The 23,260-nt window shown below is 29.3% G+C and carries 21 protein-coding genes; 13 read left to right on the top strand and 8 right to left on the bottom strand.

What is annotated here, in order from left to right:
* Positions 1–9: 9 nt before the first annotated feature.
* From DB313_RS00490 to DB313_RS00440, 11 genes are all read left to right on the top strand, one after another.
* On the top strand, positions 10–555 hold the full coding sequence (locus tag DB313_RS00490) for a DUF2764 family protein (RefSeq protein ID WP_120103911.1): 546 nt from the start codon (positions 10–12) through the stop codon (positions 553–555).
* Positions 556–568: 13 nt separating this feature from the next.
* A complete protein-coding gene (locus DB313_RS00485) occupies positions 569–2,329 on the top strand; it encodes a V-type ATP synthase subunit A (protein ID WP_120103910.1) in 1,761 nt (586 codons plus the stop codon).
* Positions 2,310–3,611 (top strand): V-type ATP synthase subunit B, encoded by a 1,302-nt coding sequence (locus DB313_RS00480; protein ID WP_120103909.1) that lies wholly within the window; start codon positions 2,310–2,312, stop codon positions 3,609–3,611. Before DB313_RS00485 ends, DB313_RS00480 begins: the two co-directional genes overlap by 20 nt.
* A 1-nt stretch (position 3,612) precedes the next feature.
* The gene (locus tag DB313_RS00475; protein WP_120103908.1) at positions 3,613–4,209 is read left to right on the top strand and encodes a V-type ATP synthase subunit D; all 597 of its coding nucleotides are present in this window, start codon (positions 3,613–3,615) and stop codon (positions 4,207–4,209) included.
* A gap of 6 nt (positions 4,210–4,215) precedes the next feature.
* The gene (locus DB313_RS00470; protein WP_120103907.1) at positions 4,216–6,045 is read left to right on the top strand and encodes a V-type ATP synthase subunit I; all 1,830 of its coding nucleotides are present in this window, start codon (positions 4,216–4,218) and stop codon (positions 6,043–6,045) included.
* Positions 6,046–6,055: 10 nt separating this feature from the next.
* The gene (locus tag DB313_RS00465; RefSeq protein WP_120103906.1) at positions 6,056–6,490 is read left to right on the top strand and encodes a V-type ATP synthase subunit K; all 435 of its coding nucleotides are present in this window, start codon (positions 6,056–6,058) and stop codon (positions 6,488–6,490) included.
* A gap of 64 nt (positions 6,491–6,554) precedes the next feature.
* Entirely contained in the window at positions 6,555–7,529 is a 975-nt protein-coding gene (locus DB313_RS00460; protein WP_120103905.1) for a tetratricopeptide repeat protein, read from the top strand.
* A gap of 47 nt (positions 7,530–7,576) precedes the next feature.
* The gene (gene lepA, locus DB313_RS00455; RefSeq protein WP_120103904.1) at positions 7,577–9,376 is read left to right on the top strand and encodes a translation elongation factor 4; all 1,800 of its coding nucleotides are present in this window, start codon (positions 7,577–7,579) and stop codon (positions 9,374–9,376) included.
* 369 nt (positions 9,377–9,745) lie between these two features.
* Complete coding sequence (locus DB313_RS00450; RefSeq protein WP_120103903.1) at positions 9,746–10,873, top strand: type I restriction endonuclease; 1,128 nt, start codon at positions 9,746–9,748, stop codon at positions 10,871–10,873.
* 21 nt (positions 10,874–10,894) lie between these two features.
* On the top strand, positions 10,895–11,881 hold the full coding sequence (locus tag DB313_RS00445; RefSeq protein ID WP_152031112.1) for a hypothetical protein: 987 nt from the start codon (positions 10,895–10,897) through the stop codon (positions 11,879–11,881).
* A 201-nt stretch (positions 11,882–12,082) separates the two neighbouring features.
* Positions 12,083–13,033: an L-lactate dehydrogenase gene (locus tag DB313_RS00440; protein WP_120103901.1), complete on the top strand. Its 951-nt coding sequence runs from the start codon at positions 12,083–12,085 to the stop codon at positions 13,031–13,033.
* A gap of 16 nt (positions 13,034–13,049) precedes the next feature.
* Here DB313_RS00440 and DB313_RS00435 read toward each other — a convergent pair whose 3' ends face one another.
* From DB313_RS00435 to DB313_RS00425, 3 genes are all read right to left on the bottom strand, one after another.
* Positions 13,050–14,594 (bottom strand): YifB family Mg chelatase-like AAA ATPase, encoded by a 1,545-nt coding sequence (locus DB313_RS00435; protein WP_120103900.1) that lies wholly within the window; start codon positions 14,592–14,594, stop codon positions 13,050–13,052.
* A gap of 22 nt (positions 14,595–14,616) precedes the next feature.
* Positions 14,617–15,018 carry an iron-sulfur cluster assembly scaffold protein gene (locus DB313_RS00430; RefSeq protein WP_120103899.1) on the bottom strand — a complete coding sequence of 134 codons (402 nt, stop codon included), beginning with the start codon at positions 15,016–15,018 and terminating at the stop codon, positions 14,617–14,619.
* A gap of 66 nt (positions 15,019–15,084) precedes the next feature.
* Positions 15,085–16,353, bottom strand: a complete 1,269-nt coding sequence (locus tag DB313_RS00425; RefSeq protein ID WP_120103898.1) for a cysteine desulfurase — start codon at positions 16,351–16,353, stop codon at positions 15,085–15,087.
* A 192-nt stretch (positions 16,354–16,545) separates the two neighbouring features.
* Here DB313_RS00425 and DB313_RS00420 point away from each other — a divergent pair, with 192 nt between their 5' ends.
* Together DB313_RS00420 and DB313_RS00415 are read left to right on the top strand one after the other, a co-directional pair.
* Complete coding sequence (locus tag DB313_RS00420; protein WP_120103897.1) at positions 16,546–16,863, top strand: hypothetical protein; 318 nt, start codon at positions 16,546–16,548, stop codon at positions 16,861–16,863.
* Positions 16,856–18,142: a hypothetical protein gene (locus DB313_RS00415; RefSeq protein WP_120103896.1), complete on the top strand. Its 1,287-nt coding sequence runs from the start codon at positions 16,856–16,858 to the stop codon at positions 18,140–18,142. Before DB313_RS00420 ends, DB313_RS00415 begins: the two co-directional genes overlap by 8 nt.
* A 25-nt stretch (positions 18,143–18,167) precedes the next feature.
* Here DB313_RS00415 and DB313_RS00410 read toward each other — a convergent pair whose 3' ends face one another.
* The 5 genes from DB313_RS00410 to ftsY are packed head-to-tail and all read right to left on the bottom strand — an operon-like array spanning position 18,168 to position 23,224.
* Positions 18,168–19,421: an ABC transporter permease gene (locus DB313_RS00410; protein ID WP_120103895.1), complete on the bottom strand. Its 1,254-nt coding sequence runs from the start codon at positions 19,419–19,421 to the stop codon at positions 18,168–18,170.
* Positions 19,418–20,098 (bottom strand): ABC transporter ATP-binding protein, encoded by a 681-nt coding sequence (locus DB313_RS00405; RefSeq protein WP_120103894.1) that lies wholly within the window; start codon positions 20,096–20,098, stop codon positions 19,418–19,420. Before DB313_RS00405 ends, DB313_RS00410 begins: the two co-directional genes overlap by 4 nt.
* Positions 20,099–21,346, bottom strand: coding sequence for an ABC transporter permease (locus DB313_RS00400; protein WP_120103893.1), 1,248 nt, complete (start codon positions 21,344–21,346; stop codon positions 20,099–20,101). It lies immediately after the preceding gene.
* The gene (locus tag DB313_RS00395) at positions 21,333–22,382 is read right to left on the bottom strand and encodes a hypothetical protein (RefSeq protein ID WP_120103892.1); all 1,050 of its coding nucleotides are present in this window, start codon (positions 22,380–22,382) and stop codon (positions 21,333–21,335) included. The genes DB313_RS00400 and DB313_RS00395 overlap by 14 nt, the downstream gene beginning before the upstream one ends.
* Positions 22,379–23,224, bottom strand: coding sequence for a signal recognition particle-docking protein FtsY (ftsY, locus tag DB313_RS00390; RefSeq protein WP_120103891.1), 846 nt, complete (start codon positions 23,222–23,224; stop codon positions 22,379–22,381). Before ftsY ends, DB313_RS00395 begins: the two co-directional genes overlap by 4 nt.
* Positions 23,225–23,260: the final 36 nt, after the last annotated feature.

Raw genomic sequence — 23,260 nt, 5'->3', positions numbered from 1 at the left:
AGAGGTATTATGCTGAATCCTTATTATTATGTGATATCGTCATTACCTTATCTTGATTTAAAGATTGGAAAAGTGTGGAGTGTGTCAAATTTTTTTGAAAATGTTGAAATTGCTTTAAACAAAGAAGATTTTATTTTTTTAAAAAATTTGTCAGAGTTTGGGATTGTTAGAGGAAGCTTGAAGGCGATTGATTGTTTTCTTGATTTTGAAGAAGAAATAAAATATACATTAGCTTATATTAGGGCAGAAAAATTAGGTCTTTCAAGAGATTTGTATGTGGAATCTTCTTATTTTTCAAGTTATTATTTAGGCGTTTTAAAAGCTATTTGTCTTAAGGAAAACCCTTTTGAGGTGGAATTAGGGCTTGATATGTTGAGGTGGCAATTTTTAACGGATCTTGAAGTGGGAAATGAGTTTAATTTTGAAAAATTAGTGATTTATTTTTTGAAATTAATGCTGGTCTCAAGAAGAAGTCTATTTGTAGAAAAAGTAGGTGAGAGTAATTTTGCAGACATTTGTCAAAAAATAAGCTTGGATATGAATAAGAAATATTAAAAGAGGAATTTTAATGGAAACAAAAGGAAAAGTAGTAGGAGTAATTGGGAATTTAGTTACTATTGAGGTTGTTGGTACAGTTGCCATGAATGAGGTTGTTTTTATTAAGAGTGCTGGTAGGAGTTTAAAGGCTGAAATAATTCGTGTTAGGGATGGGGAAGTTGATGCTCAGGTGTTTGAGATGACTAAGGGAATTTCTGTTGGAGATAATATTGAGTTTACAAATAAGCTTTTAACCGTTGAACTTGGTCCTGGTCTTTTAACTCAGGTGTATGATGGTCTTCAAAATCCTTTACCAGAACTTGCTGCTCAATGTGGGTTTTTTTTAGAGAGAGGTTTGTATTTAAGAGCTCTTGATAAGAATAAAAAATGGAATTTTAAAACAACTGCGAGAGTTGGTGATGCTGTTACTGCGGGAGATTATCTTGGATTTGTTGTTGAGGGTACAGTTAATCATCAGATAATGATTCCATTTGATAGAAGAGATTCTTATAATATTGTGGAGATTGTTAGTGATGGGAATTATACTGTAGATGACAAGATTGCTGTTATTCAAAATGATGCTGGAGATAGACATATTGTAACTATGTCATTTCATTGGCCTGTTAAAATTCCTATTACAAACTATAGAGAAAGAATTATTCCTAGTGAGCCTATGGTAACTCAAACAAGGATAATAGATACATTTTTCCCAGTGGCTAAGGGCGGTACATTTTGTATTCCTGGACCTTTTGGCGCTGGAAAGACAGTCCTTCAGCAGGTAACAAGTCGTAATGCTGATGTTGATATTGTAATTATTGCTGCTTGTGGAGAGAGAGCAGGTGAGGTTGTTGAGACTCTTAAGGAATTTCCTGAGCTTACAGATCCGAGAACAGGTAGGTCATTAATGGAGAGAACATGTATTATTTGTAATACATCTTCTATGCCAGTTGCTGCTCGTGAAGCCTCAGTTTATACGGCTATTACTATTGGGGAGTATTATAGACAAATGGGACTTGATGTTCTTTTATTGGCTGACTCAACTTCAAGGTGGGCTCAGGCTATGAGGGAGATGTCGGGTCGTCTTGAAGAAATACCAGGGGAGGAGGCTTTTCCTGCTTATCTTGAATCTGTTATTGCATCATTTTATGAGAGAGCAGGTATTGTTGTTTTAAGTAATGGGAATATTGGTTCTGTAACTGTAGGTGGGTCTGTTAGTCCTGCTGGAGGTAATTTTGAAGAACCGGTGACTCAGGCAACTTTAAAGGTTGTGGGCGCGTTTCATGGACTTACAAGAGAAAGATCGGATGCTAGAAAATTTCCAGCTATTAGTCCTCTTGAATCTTGGAGTAAATATGGAGGGGTTGTTGATACTGAGAAAACAGAATATGCAAGGTCGTTTTTGGCAAAGGGTAATGAGGTAAATCAGATGATGAAAGTTGTTGGAGAAGAGGGAATAAGTAATGATGACTTTTTGGTTTATTTGAAAGCAGAACTTTTAGATGCATGTTATTTACAGCAAAATTCGTTTGATAATATTGATGCAGCTGTTGGGCCTGAACGTCAAAATTATATGTTTGATATAATTTATGATATTTTGCAGTCAACTTTTAAATTTGAAAATAAATTGGAAGCAAGAGATTTTATTAATGAGTTAAGACAAAATATCTTAGATATGAATCTTACTCCCTTTAAAGAAGAAAAGTTTAATAAATTAGAATTTGCTTTAACTGATTTAATCAATTCTAAGAAATTAAATTTTAGAGGTAATAGTGATGAAAAGAATATACAGTAAGATAGAGTCTATTGTAGGGAATGTAATAACTGTTACGGCTCGCGATGTTAAGTATGGGGAACTTGCTATTGTAAAGGCAAATGATACGAGTTCTTTAGCGGAAGTTATTAAGTTGGATAGGGATAAAGTCTCTCTTCAGGTCTATAATGGTACAAGAGGTGTTTCAACGTCAGATCAAATTAAGTTTTTAGGGCATCCTATGCAAGTTACATTTTCTGAGAATTTGCTTGGTAGGATTTTTGATGGGGCTGGAAATCCAAAAGATGGGGGGCCTCGTCTTGAAGATAATTTAATTGAAATTGGAGGGCCTTCTGCTAATCCTGCTAAGCGAATTATTCCGAGGAATATGATACGAACAGGAATTCCAATGATAGATGTGTTTAATACTCTTGTTGAATCACAAAAGTTGCCAATATTTTCTGTATCTGGAGAGCCTTATAATGAACTTCTTGTAAGAATAGCTTTGCAGGCAGAAGTTGATTTGATTATTCTTGGAGGAATGGGACTTAAGAATGATGATTATTTAACTTTTAAAGATTCTCTTGAGAAAGGTGGGGCTTTAAGTAGAACCATATTTTTTGTTCATACGGCTAATAATTCTGTTGTTGAATCTTTAACAGTGCCTGATATTTCTCTTGCTGTTGCTGAAAAATTTGCTCTTCAAGGAAAAAAGGTTTTAGTATTGCTTACTGATATGACTAATTTTGCTGATGCTATGAAAGAAATTGCTATTACTATGGAACAAGTGCCTTCTAATAGGGGTTATCCTGGTGATTTATATTCTCAGCTTGCATCTCGATATGAAAAGGCCATTGATTTTGAAGGCGCGGGCTCTATTACTGTACTTGCAGTTACTACTATGCCTGGTGATGATGTTACTCATCCAGTACCTGATAATACGGGCTATATTACTGAGGGGCAATATTATTTGAAGGGAGGAAGAATTGAGCCTTTTGGATCTCTTTCAAGACTTAAGCAGATGGTTAATGGGAAGACAAGAGATGACCATAGAACAATTATGGACTCTATGATTAAGCTTTATGCATCTTCAAAGGAATCTATCGAGAAGAAAGCTATGGGATTTAATATGACGGAGTGGGATAAAAAACTTCTTAAGTATAGTGGTATGTTTGAAAGTAAATTGATGGATTTATCTGTTAATATTCCTTTGGAGGAGGCCTTAGATTTGGGATGGGAGATACTCTCTAGTTGTTTTGAGCCGAAAGAAACTGGAATTAAGACAGAGCTTGTAGAAAAGTATTGGCCCAAAAAAGAGGCTTAGAATGGCTAAAGTTAAGTTAACTAAAAATGAACTTAAGAAACAAAAAGATAGCCTTAAAATGTTTAGTAGGTATTTGCCTACATTACAACTTAAGAAGCAACAACTTCATTTAGAAATTAGAAAGGTTGAGGGACTTAAGCGAGAGAGAGCGCTTGAACAAGATAGAATAAGAGGAAATATTAGTTCTTGGGTTTCTTTATTTGGTGAAGAATTTCCTTTTCAGGATTGGATTCAAGTTAAAAGAGTAGTGAGAGGTTTTACAAATATTGCAGGTATTACTATTCCTATTTTTAATTCTATTGAGTATGAGGATATTAGGCATGATCTTTTATCAACTCCTTATTGGGTAGATAGAGGGATAGAAGTTATTAAGAGTGTAATTCAGATAAATGCAGAACTTGAAGTTTTAAGTGAACAGAGTAGGTTATTAGAGGCAGAACTTAATACTACTTCTCAGAGAGTAAATTTATTTGAGAAGGTTATGATACCTGTCACTAAAACTAATATAAAGAAGATTAATGTGTATCTTGGAGATCAGCAAACAGCGGCTGTTGTAAGAGGGAAGATGGCTAAGGCTAGTTTGATTGATAGTAGGTAGGGTTTTATGATTGTAAAAATGAAGAAAGTTTTGCTTTTGACTTTGTTGAAATATAAGAGAGAGGCTCTTGAAAATTTAAGAGAATTGGGAGTTGTCCATATTGATTTTTACAATAAAGTTTCAAAGTCTTTAGAAGAGGTTATTGAAACTAGGGGAATTTTTATTCAGGCTTTATCTTTGCTTGAAGATGATTATGAGGTGAAAACTTTAAAATCTTCAAGTGAAAATTTTTTGGATATTGCAAAAAATATAGTTAAGTTAGGTACTGAGATTAAAGATCTTAGAGATACAAGGCAGGAATTATTACATAAAAGGGATAGCATATCCTTTTGGGGATATTTTTCTCTTGATTTGGTAAATAAATTGAGAGAAAACAATATTTGTGTACAATTTTTTAAGTCTCAAATTAGTGAATATAAAAAAATATTGACATCTTCTGAAATTAAAGTTGCTCTTGTTAATAATGTGAAAGGCGCAGCTTATTTTGTAGCTATTAATGATTCTATGCAAACAATAGAAACAGCGGAAGAGTATAAGTTTGAGCTTGACCTTATTTTGATTGAAAATAAATTAAAGATTATTAATGAAATTTTGGAACAAAAAGTAACTCAAATATCACTGTTAAATAAGTATAAAGATGTTTTAAGGGATGAGATAAGAAAATATAATCAAATTGTTGAGTTTGAACAGGTTGTAGCTGACATGAGGGTAGAATGCAATAATTTTGTTTATATTACAGGATTTATTCCGGAAGATAAGCAAGAAAAGCTTAGAAATGTAGCTGGAGATAAATTTGCTGTTCAATTTGCAGATCCAGATGATGAAGATATTGTACCAACTTATGTTGAAAGAAAAGGATTGGCTAAGCTTGCTGGACCTATTTTTGATGTTTTAGATACAATTCCTGGGTATAAAGAGAGAGATGTTAGTTTCATTTTTATGTTATTTTTCTTTGTATTTTTTGGAATGATAGTTGGTGATGCAGCTTATGGTGTACTATTTTTGCTAGTAGGAATTATACTGAGTGTGGGCAATTTAGTGAATAAGAAGCCTTTAACATCTGTTCATGCTTTGATATTTTATCTGAGTACATCGGCTATTATATATGGTTCAATGACTGGCACTTGGTTTGGAAGTGGTCCTTTTGTACTTGAATTATTCCCTGCTTTAAAGTTTTTTAAGATTGACTACTTGACAGGCAGTAACAGTATGCAAAATATTATGTTTATATGTTTTACAATAGGTCTTTTGCAAATATCATTAGCTCATATATGGAATTTTATTCGACAAGTAAAGGAAAAGCCTCATATACATGCAATTGCTCAAATTGGTTGGCTTGTTGGAATTTCTGGACTTTACTATTTAGTACTCAATTTGATATTAGGGGAGGATAGATTTCCTATGAGTAGTTATATTTTAAATATGATATATATTGGAGTTGCTCTTGTCTTTATTTTTGAGAAGCAAGATGGTTCAAACTTCTTTATGTGTATATTAAAAAGCTTTGGTGGGGTAATAGAACAATTTTTGACTACTGTTGCAGGATTTGCAGACATAATATCTTATATTAGGCTTTTTGCTGTTGGGCTTGCAGGACTTGCAATTTCTGATAGTTTTAATAGTATGTCAGCATCTTTATTAAAATCATCTAATATTGGTCTTATAATAAGTGGCATTATTATAATACTGTTTGGACATATTCTAAATATAGTTTTATCTTTATTGTCTGTTGTTGTTCATGGAGTAAGACTTAATATGCTTGAATTTTCAAACCATTTGGGTCAAGAATGGAATGGATGTTCTTATAAGCCCTTTAGAAAAATAAAAAATCAATAAGGAGATACATATGGATATAGGTTTAATAGGAGTTAATTCAGCTTTAACAATATCTGCAATAGGTTCAGCTTTGGGTATGGGGGCTGCAGGAAGTGCTGCTATTGGAGCATGGAAGAGGTGTTATATGCAAGGCAAGCCGGCTCCGTTTTTATTAATTGTTTTTGTTTCAGCACCTTTGACTCAAATAATATATGGATATATATTGATGAATACTTTAGCGGGGGTAATGGAACAGGTAAATCCTTGGTTATTATTTGGAGCGGGTTTTGGTGGTGGACTTGCTATTTCTGTTTCTGCTTTTGCTCAAGGAAGAGCGGCTGCTGGAGCTTGTGATGCTTTTGCTGAGACTGGGAAGGGATTTGCGACAAATCTTTTGATTTTAGGATTAATAGAATCTGTTGCTCTTTTCGTAATGGTATTCTTAATGATATTTAAGTTTGTTTAAATTTTAACAAGTCAAATATTAAATTTTCTCGAAATTTATGAGAAAATTTAATATATTTGTAATTATGATAAAAAATTTTATACCCTTTTTAGTTTTCAGTTTTATTTTAAATTTAAATGCATCAGTAGATAAAGAATTGCCATATTGGATTTTACTTGAAAGAGGAAGACAGCTTATTTATTCTAAGGAAAAATTTATTCAATCTAACCTTACTGTTGCTATTAGTTATTTGCAGGAAGCTTTGCTTAGAAAGGGAATATATCCTGAGGCTAATTATTACTTATCAATAGTTTATGGTAGGACTGGCAATGTTGTTCTTGAAAAATTGCATCTTAAGAAGGCTTTGGAAGATAAAGACTATTTACTAGATCAATCTTTTGAGAAGAATATACTCTTTTCTTTGGCTAGATTAGCTGAGTTTGAAAATAATTATGTGGATATGATTGATTATTTAAATGAAGTTTTAAATAGATTTTCAAATGATGATGATTATTATAATTATCATTATGTTGTGCAAAAACGTGAAGGTGTGTCGAGCAGTAAATTTAATATGGGTTTTTATTTAGATTCTTACTTAAAGAATGTAAGAGGGACTTCTGGTCTTGATTTCACTTTTAATCTTTATAGGTTTAAAAATTATAATGTTATTGATGCTCATGGGCTGTTATCGAAAGTGTATTTAAGGATAGGGGCTTACGAGCTTGCAATTACTCATGGACTTATAGCTGCTGTTGGTATTTTGACTAGAATGAATGAGTATGTGAGTTACTATGAGCCACTTTATAAGTTTAAAAATTTAAGATCTTTTGCTCAAAAAATAAATGAATATACGGACATTAGAGCTAGTTTTGAATCTACGGATTTTTGGGAAGTAGTATATAGAGTTGCTTATGCTACTTATATGTATGATAATCATAAGAACAAATTGAGGGCTATAGATACTTGGAAATTAATTGTTGATCTTGCTCCTAAGTTTTCACCTTATGTTTCAAAATCAAAGAGTCAGATCAGAAATCTTCTAGTGAATAAAAGTGTATAATTAGTGTAATATTTTTGAATATTGTAGTTTGATTTAGGGAGTTTGAGATTAGTTCTTATAAAAAAAATTTTTGCATTATTGCACATATTGATCATGGTAAGTCAACCTTGGCGGATAGATTTATACAGAAGGCCAAGATAGTCTCAGATCGAGATTTTAAAAGTCAAATGCTTGATAGCATGGATATTGAAAGGGAGAGGGGCATTACAATTAAGAGTCAAGCTGTTACTATTGAATATAAGAGCAATGATGGAAATATTTATGAGCTTAATTTTGTAGATACACCAGGTCATGTTGATTTTTCTTATGAAGTTTCAAGAGCAATTTCATCTTGTGAGGGCGCACTTTTACTTATTGATGCAAGCCAAGGAATTGAGGCTCAAACTGTTTCTAACTTTTATATGGCATTTGAACATAATCTTGAAATTATTCCTGTTATTAATAAAATAGATTTACCAAGTGCGAATATTGATTTTGTAAAAGAACAAATAGAACGTGATTTAGGCCTAGATTCAAATATTGCTGTTCCAATATCTGCTAAGAATGGAATAGGAATTGATGAGTTGCTTGAGTCTATTTGTAAATATGTTCCGTCTCCTAAGGGTAGTGTTAGTAATGCATTGAAGGCTTTAATTTTTGACTCGCATTATGATTCTTATCGTGGTGTTATTGTACATTTTAGAATTTTTGAAGGTCGGATCAAGACGGGTGATAAAATTAAATTGATGCATGCAGATAGGGAATATTTAGTCGAAGAGATTGGAATCTTTAGAATATTACTTGAAAGAAGGGATGTTTTGGAGGCTGGCGATGTTGGTTATTTCATTGCGGGGATAAAGAATATATCAGATGTGAAGATTGGAGATACTGTAACTTTTTTCGATGAACCAGCAAGTTTTCCTCTTGAAGGATTTAAGGAAGTTAAGCCTGTGGTATTTTCTTCTGTTTATCCGGTTGATGCTAATCAGTATGATGATCTTTTAAAGGCGATGGATAGACTCAAGCTTAATGATGCATCGCTTACTTTTGAAAAAGATGCTTCAGCTGCCCTTGGTCATGGATTTAAATGTGGATTTTTAGGGTTGCTGCATTTAGAAGTAATTCAGGAAAGAATTGAGCGTGAGTTTGATCTTAATGTAATCTTAACTTCTCCTTCGGTTCGTTATAAAATTGTTCCTAAAAAGGGAGATCCTTATTTTATTGAGAGTCCTGAACAATTTCCTGGAAATGAGTATATTGAGAATGCTCTTGAACCTTATATTAGAGCTAATATTATTGTCCCTACTGAGTTTTTAGGGAATGTTATGAGTATTTGTTTACTTAAAAGAGGAATACAAGAAAACTTAATTTACCTTGATACAAAACGTGTTGAGATTATTTATAAAATGCCACTTGCAGAAATACTTTTTGATTTTTACGATAAAATTAAATCTGTAAGTCGCGGATATGCTTCTTTTGATTATGAATTATTAGGTTATGAGGAAACAGATTTAGTTAAATTGGATATTTTAGTTAATGGGGACAGAGTTGATGCACTATCTCAGTTGGTCTTTAGAGATAGTGCAAGGACAAAGGCTACGGGTATTTGTAAAAAATTAAAGGAAGAGATTGCAAGACAGCAGTTTAAAATAGCTATTCAGGGAGCTATTGGTTCAAATATTATTGCTCGTGAGACAATCTCACCTGTTAGAAAAGATGTTACTGCTAAATGTTATGGTGGTGATATTACTCGTAAAAGAAAACTTTTAGAAAAGCAAAAGGAGGGGAAGAAACGAATGAAGATGATAGGAAATGTTGAAATACCTCAAAGTGCATTTCTTTCTGTGCTTAAGTCAGATGATAAGTAGATATATGAGTTATTTTGGATGTTTTATTGGTTTTAATTAGTTTGTAGTAGAGAATTTTAAATGTATTAAATATAAGTTTATAACTTAAAGGAGAGGAAAGTAAGTGAAATTTATTGAGAGAATAGAGGAGTTAATTAAAAAAGTACAAATAAATAAAGATTCTGTTTTTAGTGAAGCTGTTAATAAGCAAGTGTTTGATTATATTTCAATAAATATCTTATAAAATTTAGTTATGATAATATTTAAATTTTATAAGATATTTAATTTATATTTTAATGTAAAAATGTTAAGGAGTTTTTATGTGTATGAGGTTTTTTCAAGTAGAATGATAAGTTTAAAAATATTTTATAAGGGAAAAAAGGATTAAAAATGCAATTTAAAAGACATATAATGAGCTTGAGTAAAAAAGTTAGGGAAGTTAAAGATAGTGTTTTACTTGAAGAGGCTACAAAACATCACCTTGTTTTACCTCTTTTAACAATATTGGGCTATGATTACACCAATCCTCTTATTGTTGAACCTGAATTTACAGCTGATTTTTCTAATAAGAATGCAAAAAAAGTAGATTATGCTCTCTTATTAGAAAATAATCAGGGTATTATTTTAATGGAAGTTAAGCATCATAGTGAGAATTTAGAAAGGCATGTTGAACAATTGGTAAATTATTTTAATAATCTTAAACCTAAAAGATCTGTTGAATTTGGAATTTTGACCAATGGGCTTGAGTATCAATTTTTTACTGATTTAAGTAATGATAATTTATTGGATACAGAACCTTTTATGGTTGTGAATTTAGAGGAAATTACTCTTGAGAGCATTGATAACTTAAGAAAATTTTGTAGGAAAGATTTTGATGTCCGAGTAGTGAAGTCATTTGCAAGGGAAATAAGATATAGAAAATTTGTTTCTCAATATTTGAAAACAGAGGCAAGTAATCCAAGTGACGATTTTATTAGATTTATAAATAGAAAAATTGAATTTAAAAAGCCAGCATTATTGGATGCTAAAAATGTAGTAAGAAGTGTGTTTAGTGAGATACTTTTTCCAAGTTGTGCATTACGAAATAATAGGGTGGTAGTATCTAGGATGATTGATGAGAAAACTTTAAATAATAATAATAGATCTAATGAAGAGAATACTAAAAATTTAGAAAGATTGGCAAAATCAAGTATTGAAGTGCAAAATTTAAATAAAATATTGGAGAATTTTATTTTTACTCTAGATAATGTGGAAAAATATGAAAGTCAACATTATACAGGATATAGGATTGTTGGTGGTAAACTTTTTGCAGATTTAGTATTTAGACCTAAAAGGAATGTAATACTAATTACAGTTAAAGTTCCTTTGGAAAAGGTATGTTTAAAAGAAGGTTTTGTTCGTGATGTTAGTGGTATTGGAACTTATGGGAATGGGAATATTGAAATTGTTTTTGTAGATGAATCACAATTTGAAGAGGTTAAAAGACTCATAAGATTAAGTTTTGATTTATGTAATTAATTTTGTATATAATATATAAATATGAAAGAATTATCGCATGCAATGAAATTTTTCAAGCTTTTTTCTGAAAATAAAGTAATTAAGTTGGAAAATTTACATATTAAACCTGAAAAAGATATACAAAAAATATTTGAGTGTCATTTAGAAACTTTTTTCAAAGTGAAGTTAATAGCGACTGAATTTAAGATAGGAGATAAAAGAATAGATACAGTTGGAATTATGGAAACAAGTGATGGTGTTGTTCCTGTGATATTTGAGTATAAGAAAAATTCAAGTCCTATGCATGTTTTGCAGGCTGTTGGATATGATGAGATATTGAAAGATAGGAAGAGTGATTTTTTGCTTGCGATTATAAAGAGGTTTGGTCAAACTTCTGAGAAGTACAATAATGTAGATTTTGATTCAACTAAGATTATTTGTGTGGCCAGAAAATTCGAAGGAGAAGCTAAGACTCAGGCCAAAAGAGATTCTTCAGAAATTATTCTTGTAGAGTATGATATGTATGAAGATAATTTAATAACATTAAAATTAACTACTTATCCTGCTGGTGATAGTGATATTAAAGTTTCTAAGAATAAGAAAAGTAAAAATGTATCTCAATCAGAAAAGGTACATGATGTAGTTTCTCAAAAAAATGACAAAAAAGATTTTTTATCAACAAGTAATCTAAAGAAATTGGCGAAATCAAGTGTTGAAGTACAAAATTTAAATAAAATATTGGAGAATTTTATTTTGGGTCTAGATAATGTGGAGAAATATGAAATGGAGTATTATACGAAATTTACTAAATCGGGTAAAATTTTTTGTGCGATACAGTTTTTGAAAAAAAAAGTATTGGTTTTTATAAAAGATAAGAATAAAAAATTAGATGAGGTTAATGGATTTATTAGAGATGTTACAGATATAGGGCATTATTGTACTCCAGCAAACATTGAAATTACATTTAAAGATGAAACTCAGTTTGAAGAGGTTAAAAGACTTATAAAATTAAGTTATGACAATTTTTAGTTTTGATTAAAACTTTATTAGTTTATTTAATTGTTTTGTTATTTAACTTATTTATTTTTATAATTTTACTATTAAGTTGTTTAAATGCATTTTTAGATAACTTATTAGATATTTAATTCTTATTAAAAATGTTGGAAAAGTATTTTAAAATGTTATAAAATTATTTTATTGATATAAAATAATTTTAGATGGAGATGATTTATGCTTAAGTGTAATAAGGTAGTTCTTGTTGGAGCTGGGGGTGTTGGTTCGAGCTTTGCTTATGCTTTAACAATAGATAACTCACTTGTTCATGAACTTGTAATTATTGATGTAGCTCAAGATAAGGCTAAGGGTGAGGTCATGGATTTAAACCATGGACAGATGTTCTTAGAGAAAAATATTAAAATAAAATATGGAACTTATGGAGATTGTTCTGATGCTGATATTGTTGTGATTACTGCAGGACTTAATCAGAAACCAGGTGAAACAAGGCTTGACTTGGTTGGGAAGAATACTAAAATCTTTAAAGATATTGTTACAAGCGTTGTTTCAAGTGGTTTTAGTGGTATTTTTGTAGTTGCAAGTAATCCTGTTGATATTATGACTTATGTTACAATGAAGTATTCCAATTTTCCAATGCATAGGGTTATTGGGACTGGAACAACACTTGATACTTCAAGGCTTAGATATTTTTTATCAGAGCATTTTAATGTGAATACTCAAAATGTACATTCATATATTATGGGAGAACATGGGGATAGTTCTTTTGCTACTTGGGATGAAACTAAGGTAGCTATGAAACCTTTGTCTGAATACATTACTGAGGGAAAAATAAGAGAAGAGGAACTTGATGAGATGCATAGGCGGGTTGTTAATGCTGCTTATGAAGTAATTAAGCTTAAGGGTGCTACTTATTATGCTATTGGACTTGGAATTAAAAATATTGTAAATGCGATTGTTAGTGATCAAAATCTTATTTTGCCTATATCTTCATATATTAATGGTCAATACGGTGGATCTGTTAAAGATATTTATATTGGTGCGCCTTCTATAATATGCAAAGAGGGTGTTAAAGAGGTTCTTGATTTTAAAATAAGTGATAGAGAATTTGAAAAGTTCAGAGCTTCTGCTAATCAACTTAGAAGCTATATTGATAAAATAGAATTTTAAAAAGCTCGAGGGCTTTTTAAAATTCTTCAATAAGTTGTTCACCACTTTTTCTGTGCTCAATGGCTTCTAGTAATGATTCTCTTGAGATATGGTTTTCTTCCTTTAAATCAGAAATTGTTCTTGCAATTTTTAATATTGAATGAGTGGCTCTTGATGATATATTAAGTTTATTTAAAATGTAAATCAATTCATCTTTTAATATTTTATCTAACTCACAGTACATCGTAATATGTTCTGGCTTAAGGTCGGAATTTTTGTGTATGCTTTCAATATTTTCATATCTTTTGCTTTGGATATCCCTTGCTTTTAATATTCTCTTTCTTATTTCACTTGAACTTTCACTTTTTTCTTGGAATAATTTTTCATTGTTCACTGGTTTGGTTGGAACTCTAATATCAATCCTATCAAGCATTGCTGCTCCAAGTTTTTTCCAGTAGTTTGAAACCTCTTGTTGAGAGCAGAAACATTCTATATCTTTTTTACCAAGATTGCCGCATGGACAAGGGTTTGTAGCGATGACTAACTGAAAATTTGCAGGATATTTGAATGATTTTGCACTTGCTCTTACAATTGAGATTGTTTTATCTTCAATGGGCTCGCGTAGAGATTGCAAGATTGATTTTTGAAATTCTAAAGCTTCATCTAAGAATAAAATTCCATTGTGTGCCATTGATACTTCTCCAGGTAATGCATTAGAACCACCACCAATTATTCCTTCTTTGCTTGCAGTATGATGAGGTTGTCTGAATGGTCTTTGTTTTATTATTTTTGTATCTATTAATTTGCCCGCTACTGACCAGATTCTGTTTGTTTCAATTAATTCTTTATTTGTAAGTGGGGGTAGGATTGATTTTATGCATTTGATACTAATAGTTTTTCCACTTCCAGGCGGACCAAATAACATAAGATTATGTCCCCCGGCAATTGCAATTTCAATTGCCCTTTTCATTCTATGGTGTCCTTTTATGTTGTTAAAATCATATTCAAATGTTTCTTCAGACTCCTCTGTATTGTCTTCTTTTGTAAAATCAATTGTGTGTTTTGTTGGAAATATATTCTTATTAAGATGCTCTACTATCTCCAGAGTTTCTTTTAAAGTTTTAACTCCCCAAATGTTTAGATTATTTATTAAAAGACCTTCTTCTAGATTGTCAAAAGGTATGATTATACACTTAATACCTCTTTCCTTTGCAAGTGATATAGCAGGTAACACCCCCTTAATTGCCCTTATTTTTCCGTCTAATTGTAATTCTCCTAATATTAAAATACCTAAATTATTATTTTTATTTTCATTTGTAGTTATAATACTTGTTGCAATTGAGAGGTCAATTGCAGTTCCAATTTTTTTGATACCTGCTGGTGCAAGATTTATTAATATTCTGTCTTTTGGAAAACTGAATTCTGAGTTTTTAATAGCTGCTTTTACTCTTTCTCTTGATTCTTTAATTTCACTTCCAGCAAGCCCAACAATATCAATACCTGGTATTCCCTTTCTAATATCTACTTCAATTTCAATTAGTTCTCCATCATATCCTATGGATGAGTGGGAATATATTTTCATGTAATTCTCCTTAAATTAAAAGTTATTTCATTATATTTAAGCTTTCATTTAGGGCTTTATAAGGCAGTATGAAGCAATTTTGTCTATTTGTATGTATGAAATTTTCAAAATTTTTAAGACTTGTATCAATTTCTTCTAAACTTTCAAAATTTTTATTAATTGCCTTTGTGATGATTTCTAGTATTTCTTTTCTAGATTTGTTGTCACATATTTTAGTTAATGTATAAGCGCTTGCAAGAAGAATAATGCATCCCGATGCATTGTATTTTAATCTGATTTTATCGTTGTTCATGTTTATTTGAAAGGCTATTTGGTCACCACAATTAGACTTATATACTAAATTTTGATTTTTATCTGTTTTAAAAGTGTATTTACTTATTTTACTAAGCCTTATTAGTTCTTTTTTTATTTTCTCTGAGAGCATATTTCAATTTTAAGTAGTTTATTTGATTAAATCAATATAAAGTAATAAAGGATTCTTGTAAAGGGTTTAATGAAATGCTTTTATTGTTCTCTTCAGACAAAATATAAAAGTATCAATTTCTTCTTTTGTGTTATATAAATAAAAACTTATTCTTAAAAGATGATTTTTTTTAATATTTTCTGAGAAAAAAGCAAGATAAGTACAAGTACGACCAGATCGGATTGCAATGCCCATTGTATCAAGATATGTTTCAATATCATGTGAATGGATATCTTTTATTGTAAATGATATTATTGCTTTTCTTTTAATATCTTGATTTAGAAGGAATTCAACCTCATCAATTTCTTTTAATTGTTCAACACAATATTTAACGAGTTCTTTGTCATGTTCTTTAATAAATTCCATTGAAACATTATTAATGTATTCTATTGCTTTGCCAAGACCGATGATTCCTGCAATATTAGGGGTACCTGATTCGAATTTATTTGGTGATTCAAGAGGTTTAAAGCAAATTTCATCATTTTCTATGAAAAGATCTTCTATAGTATTGCCTCCTAGTTTACAGCTATTGAGTTTATCTATAATGTTATTGGAGATATATAGCACTCCTGTTCCTGTTGGAGCAAGCATTTTGTGTCCTGAGAATACTAAAAAATCACAGTTTATTTTGCATACATCTATGTCTGTGTGGGGCGCCATTTGAGCTGCGTCTACGAAAAAAATCATTTTATTTTCTTTAGCAATTTTTCCAATTGCTTCTAAATCTTGAGAAGTACCTAATATATTGCTTATGCCGGATATAGCAATAATTTTAGTTTTATCTGTAATTAAGTTTTGTATTTGCAAGGGTTGAATAAGACCCATTTCATTAAACTTTGCAAGTTTGATTTTTAAATTTAAATATTTAGCGATATTGACCCAAGGAAGTAAATTACTGTTATGTTCTAGATTTGTTAAAATGATTTCATCGTTTTCTTTTAAAATTTTTGAAAAAAGTAATGAATTTGCTACTGTATTTATACCATCTGTTGTTCCAGAATTAAATATTATATTTCTATTAGATTCTGCATTAATAAATCTTTTTACAAGTTTTCTTGTCTCTTCTATTTTTAAGCTGGATTGAATTGCAAGTTCATGTCCACTTCTGTGAACATTTGCATTATAATTTTTGTAATAATCGACTTCAGATAAAATAACATTTTTAGGTTTTTGAGAGGTAGCAGCGTTATCAAAATAAATAATTTTTTTATTGTTTATAGTTTTATTTAAAATGGGAAAATCTTTTCTTAAAATTTTAGCTTTTTTATTTGTATCTTTTATAAGATGAGCCTTCATTTTTTAAAGCTTCCTTTCTTTTTCATTTCGTTGTCATTTTAAAATAAAAGCTTTTACTTTAAGAAAGTATAACATTATTTATTGTTTTATTTTGATAATGAAAATCATTTTGCAATTAATATTTTATTTTTAATATGTGACTATCCTTTGCCTTTTATATTTTGAGTATATCTTTATGTTATAATTCGTTTTATGAAAGAAATAATTTATAGATTTGAGAAAGCTGAAGATTATAAGTTAGTACCTGTTAATAATATTTATGGAAATGTAACTAATACTGGAGAGATTTTTTGTGATCTTGTCTTTGAATCCACAGAAATACCTGAGGAGATTGTGTTTACTAAAACTAAAGAAGGTGTGCTGGAAGAGATATCTGGAGAACTTAAAGGTTCTAAGGAAAGGATAATTTTAATAAATTCTTTTTTTGGAATTTCTATTACAAAAGATACTGCTAAAAATATTGCTTATTGGCTTTTGAAGAAGGTTGATGAGTTAGAAGATAATGAATAAGACTTCTGAAGAACGAATTAAAGTTTATTTATCTAAGTTAAGTAAATATAAAAATAGGGTTTTAAAAGAAAAGAATATAAAAGATATTATTTTACGAGCAGATTTATCCGATAATGATATTGAAAATATTAAAGTACATTTTTCTAAGGGATATGATAGAGCACAAAGATTAGAACAGATGGGGCAGTTGGATTCTTCTTTAAGAGAATTAGAGGAGATATACTTATATTCCCTTCATAATAAAACTATGTTTACTTCGTTTTTAAATCTTTATGAAAAGATTGTAAAAAGGCTAAATAACAGAAAGGGAAATAAAAGAGCAATACATGTGGGATTACAGGCTAGAGAATTTGGGATAACGGGTGGAATTGATCTAAGCCCTTATGATGAGAATAAGAAATTTAAACATAGAATACTAGTATTATTTTTGAGTCTTGTATTAATAGGTATTGTTTCATTTATTACATATACGATGGTACATTCCTTTATTGGTGGAGAAGAGGAGTTTGCCAGTGAACAGGATGTGCCTGAGACTATGTTACAACAAGGATTACCTTCAACTACAAGAGCATCTGATTTAATCGTTGAATCTGCTAATCTTGCAACAGATCCTTCTGCTTTGTATCATGTTGAAGTTGAGGGAGCTAAAGTATTAATTTTTGAGGATGCACATTCTTACCAATTAAAGGCAGGGGTTATTTCGAATAAAGAACCTATTAAAAAAATTTCTTATGGTATTACTATTTATGATGATTTGGGTAAACCTATATTGAATAAAGTTTTTGAGAAGATAAGTGATTTGCCTAATAGGTGGGGTAAAGGTGTATATGCTCCACTTGATTTTGTATGTAACATTCCTAAAGAGATTAAAGGGCATCCTAAGAGAATGGTTCTTGATATATTTTTAGTTGAATTTTTTAGTGGGGTTGATAGTGCTTCTGGTGTTAATTTGAACACAGATTCTTCAATTTTGAATTTTAAATATCTTGGAAGTTATTTCAAACAATCTTTTGGAATTTATGAGGCAAATTCTTTAATAGAGGTGTTTAATAACTTAAAAGATGATATTAAAAGTTTAGAAGTTGAGATTGCTTATCTTACTAAGGGGGGTCTAACTATTAGGTCATTGAGACGAAAGTTAATTTCTGAATCAAATTCTTCTCTTAAGAAACACACTAGACAAAGTTTTGTATTAAAGACTATTTTTCCAAAAGAGATTTATCCTAATATTAGAGAAGAAATATCGTCTATTAAAATTATTAATGTGTATATAACGTAATACTGTGCTTGTAATAATTATTTATTCATCTTAGAATTTCTTTTTCTTTAAGCTTTGAAATGATGTTTAAAGGAATAAGTGTTGTTGCAATGCTTAATAAGGTGTAGGATACTAAGATAATTAAGCTAAATTTTATGCTTATCTGAATGTTAAATTCAGAGATATAATAATCAGAGTTTAAAAGTTCTGTATTTTCAACCCCAAATATTTTTAAAATTATATTAATGATAATGTCTATTATATTGATTAAATATTCGATATTAATGATTATATAGTTTCCAATGAGTATGCCTATTATGCAAGATATGAAACTTAGAACGGACGCTATTAAGATGAATATTATTTTAAGACTTAAATTATTCATTCCAATTGATTTAAATATTGCAATCTTCTTTTTATTTTCAAGTATTAGCATGCAAAGAGAAGAGGATATATTAATACTTGCAAATATGACTATAAATGCCATTATGAATAATAAGAGTTTTTTGCTGGTCTCTAGATTCATGTATTTATTAAAATAAAGTTCATAAAATGTTTTTATTTTATATTCTGAAAAGTCTTTTGCAAGAGTTTTCTTTAAACCATCAATTTTTTCTTTGGTATTGAGCTTAAGAGAAAGTCCAATTATGCTTTTAGAAAATTCCTCTGACATTATATTTGAGTTTTGTAGGGAGATGAAAACTAAGTTTTTATCAATTTCTCTTAATCCCGTTTCAATGATTCCAGATATTTTAAATTGCTTTACTCTAGGTATTGTCTTTTGATGCTTGTTATTTGGTACTACTACATAGATAGTTTCATTAATATTTAAATTAAGTTTCTCTTTGATTTGTTTTGAGATTAGTATTTCATCTTGTTTTAAACTTTTCTTACCTTCTATTAATTTTATGTGTTTATTTTCATCAATAAATTTGGACTCTACTGCTCTTATTAAAGCCCCTTGTTTTTTTAGGTTCCCAATTATTCCATAGGTTCTTCTTTCAAAAAAGTATCTTAACGTATTATAGTGATGTTCTTTTTTAAATTTTTCTAAGGTTGATCTAAAAAGTGCGTCTTTTTGAACCTCATTATGCTCAATTTGTACAGAGAATCCTTCATTTTCTATATATTTATTTATTGTTGAATTCATGATGTTGTTTGACATATAGTAAACAATAATTAAAGGAATCATTACTAAACTTAAGGATATTCCAGAGCCAATTAATGCCTTTTTGTTTGTTGAATTTATAAAGATTATGTATGCTATTTTTGTGAGTTCTTTAATATTTGGTTGCATCATATTCTCTTTAATTTCTTTTCTCTAAGTTCATATTTTATGTCTGCTTTATTGGCAAATTCTGGATTATGACTAACTAAGATTAATGTTTTTTTAAATTTTTTAGCAGTATCTATTAATAAAGATTCGACTGTTTTTGCTGTGTTAATATCTAGATTGCCAGTAGGTTCATCACATAATATTATATTAGGTTCATTTATTAAAGCTCTAGCAATTGCTACTCTTTGTGCTTCTCCACCTGAGAGTTCTGAAGGGTAATGCTCTGCTCTTGTATCTATTTCTAATATTTTCATTAAATTTAGAGCTTTTCTATTGATTATTTCCAGGTTATCTTGTCCTTCGATTATTTTAGGTAGAGTAATATTTTCAAGCACATTAAACTCATCAATTAAATTATGATTTTGAAAAACGAGCCCTATTTTTTTATTTTTATACAAACTTAGTGTTTTTTCATTTGCATCTTTTAATGATATTCCACAAGATACTATCTCGCCAGAATCCATTTTATCAATTCCTGATATAATGTTAAAAAGTGTTGATTTTCCACATCCGCTTTTTCCTTGAATGGAAATAAAGTCTCCACTTTTTACATTTATGCTTAAATTTTCTATTACTTTTATTTTTGTTTTATTTTTAATATATGTTTTGTGTATTTCTTTGATAGTTAGTATGTTTGTCATTTATATTGCCCCATTTATTTTCTGGATATATTTAATCTTTTTTGTTAGCCTAAGGCTTGAGTATATTGTAAAGAAGCTAGCAAAAGAAAATGTAAATAGTAAGTCGCTTAAGAATATTTTAGGAGTAATTATGTTTTTTACTATCTTTATTTCAACAGTTTCCAATTTTAAGTTTAATATGTAATTAATAACATTGATGAAACTATTTACTAGAATATCTATTAAATTTAAGATTTCATTAATATTTAAAGATATAAGAACAGCTGCAATGAGTCCAATGATGCTGCCTAGTATGCAAATTATTGCTGAGTGGATTAAGAAAATTTGCCTAATTTTTTGAGATTTAAGACCAAGAAATAATAGTATTGAGATTGATTTGCTCTTGTTTATTAGTATTCTTTTTTGTAAATAATATGTATTAACAGCAATAACAAGAAATATGCTGGTTAAAATTATGAGCATTGTGTTTCGCTCTATTTTTAGTGCCTTATAGAGTTCTTTATTGTATTCGTTCCATGTTTTAAACTGTATGTTTGGATTAATATTTTTGATAGTGTTTATTAATGTTTTACTTGGATATAAATTTAGTGTTTTTATTTGATAGCTGATATCTGATTCTTTTATGATTTTTTTTTTGTAAAAGTAGTTAATATTCATAAATACTGTGGATTCATTTATTTTTGCATAATTACTCTTAAAAATTGATCTTATTTTAAAATGCTTGATTTGGTCCTTTAATGTTTTAAAGTTTTGTATTTCATCACTCACTATTAATTCTATTGTATCCCCTTCAAATATTCCTAAATTGTAAGAAAGTACATCTCCTATTATGATTTCGTCTTCATTAAGTTCAACTTCAAATTTTTCAAGACCCGTTAGAAGAAGAAAATTTTCATCTTTTGTAATATCTTTTGTATCAAGAGCGATGATATTTAAAATGCTTGGATAGTAATAGCTTTCAATTCCAATTCCTTGTGTTTCATATATTTTGTTGATTTGAGTTATCTCTTTAATCTCTTTAAGAGAATTAAACTCTTCTTTATTTAATTTGCTTTCAATTTTTAAATTACCACTCTCTAGGGTAGATATACTTGTAAAGAAATCATTTTGAAAACCATTCATTATTGATATTGTGATAATGATAATGATTTGTCCAAGTACTATGCTTAAGATTATTACAATTGTGAGCGATAAGCTATTTTTTTCATCTAATATTAGTCTTTTTAATAATAATTTATTTAGTCCCATTGCTGTCTCTGGTAATATCTTGATTTATTTCTTCAATAACCTTGTCATCTTTATATCTTACTTTAAAGATAGCCTCTCCATCATAGTAAATTTCTTGCTCGTATTCATTGTCACTAAAGTATTCAATTTTTAATGATATTAAATCATTTTCATAAATTCTTTTTAACTTTAGCTTATTATCAGAATCATATTCATATTCTGTTTTAGTAGTGTACTCTTTTTTCTTTTCTTTTACAGTTACATTTTCAACTGTAATGAGTCCAGATTCATTATATTCAAAATCACTTACATTTATTATTTCATTATTTTTGTATATTTCTTTTTTTATTAAGTTACTTCCTTTATATTTTGATATAGTTTTCATATCATCTTCTTCAAGAGTATTTATTGTTTCATCTTCAAGATATTTATTTTTTTCTCTAGATTTTATTTTATTATTATCTGTTATTATGCTTTCTAAATGCTTTTTGTTTTCGTCATATCTGATTGCTTTTGTTTTAGATTTGTTTATATCAAAATATGTTGATTTTATGTCTCCATTAAGACCATAATTCCAAACTTGAAAATTCGATCCAGTTATTTTTAGAAGTTTTCCATCTGTGTTTCTCATGTAGTGTAGTGTTTTTGGTTTTTGATCTAAAATTTTTATTTCTTTGCAGATTAAATCGTTGTTTTTGTAAAAGTAATTTACGGATTCAAGTAATATTCCTTTAGTGCTGTACCTTATCTCTTGTATTTTATTGTGCAAATTGTCGTATATTTCTTCTTTTGTTTTTATTTCTTTTTCATTATAATGTGTTATTTTTTGCCTATCTTCTATTATTTCTTTTGTTTTGTATTTTATTAGTTTCAAGTCTTTAAAAAGACTAATTTTTTCAGTATCGTCAATTTTTTCATATTCAATATAAAATCCTGTTTGTGGTATTTCGTATATTTCCTGATATTTGTTGAAAAATACATCTGACAAAAAATAACTTTTGCTATATGTAATAGTTGTTGTAAACAATAGAAATAAGATTAATATCCTATTTGTCATAGTAGTTTATTAAAGTAGTCATCAATATTAAATTCTTTAATATGTTCTACTTTTTCTCCAAATGTAAAGAAGTATATTGGCTTGTTAAATAGCTTTGAAATATTTATTATTCCACCAGCTTTGGAAGATGAGTCAAATTTTGTGGCTATTATGCCATCTATTTCTATTGCTTTGTTAAATATTTCTGCTTGATTGTTTGTATTCTTTCCAGAGGTAGAGTCTATTACTAGTATTTTTTTATAAGTAGCGTCTATTTGAGCTATTTGTTTTTTTACTACATTGTCCATCTTTTGAAGTTCCTTAATTAGATTATCTTTGTTTTGAAGTCTTCCTGCTGTATCAATGATTAATGTATCATAATTTTTAGCATTTGCGCTTGAAATGCTATCAAATATTACTGCTGCTGCATCGCTTCCTTGGTTTTGAGATATGACTTTAACCCCAATTTTTTCACTCTGTATTTTAATTTGTTCTATGGCTGCTGCTCTAAATGTGTCTGCTGCTGCTATTAAAACATTTTGCCCTTCATTCTTAAGTTTATGTGCAAGTTTGATAATGCTTGAAGTCTTACCAACGCCGTTTACTCCAATGATTAATAATATGTTTAAGCTTTTATTTTCTAAATTAAGGGTTTCTTGATTTATGTAACTTTTCAATAATTCTTTTAGTTTAAGAAGTGTTGCGGATTCCCCTTTAACTTTCATTTTTTTCATTTTTTCTATTATTTCAATGACTATATCATTTTTAATGTCTGCTTCTAGGAGGATATCTTCCAAATTTTCAAGTATTTGTGTCTCTTCTTTATTTTTAAATAGGTTCTTTATTTTTGTAAAAATGCCCAAAACTTCGTTCTCCTATTATTGAAATTACTTAAGTAA

It is taken from the genome of Borrelia turcica IST7 (assembly GCF_003606285.1).
GTDB classification, from domain to species: domain Bacteria; phylum Spirochaetota; class Spirochaetia; order Borreliales; family Borreliaceae; genus Borrelia; species Borrelia turcica.
This window is presented reverse-complemented; position numbering and strand designations above follow the sequence as displayed.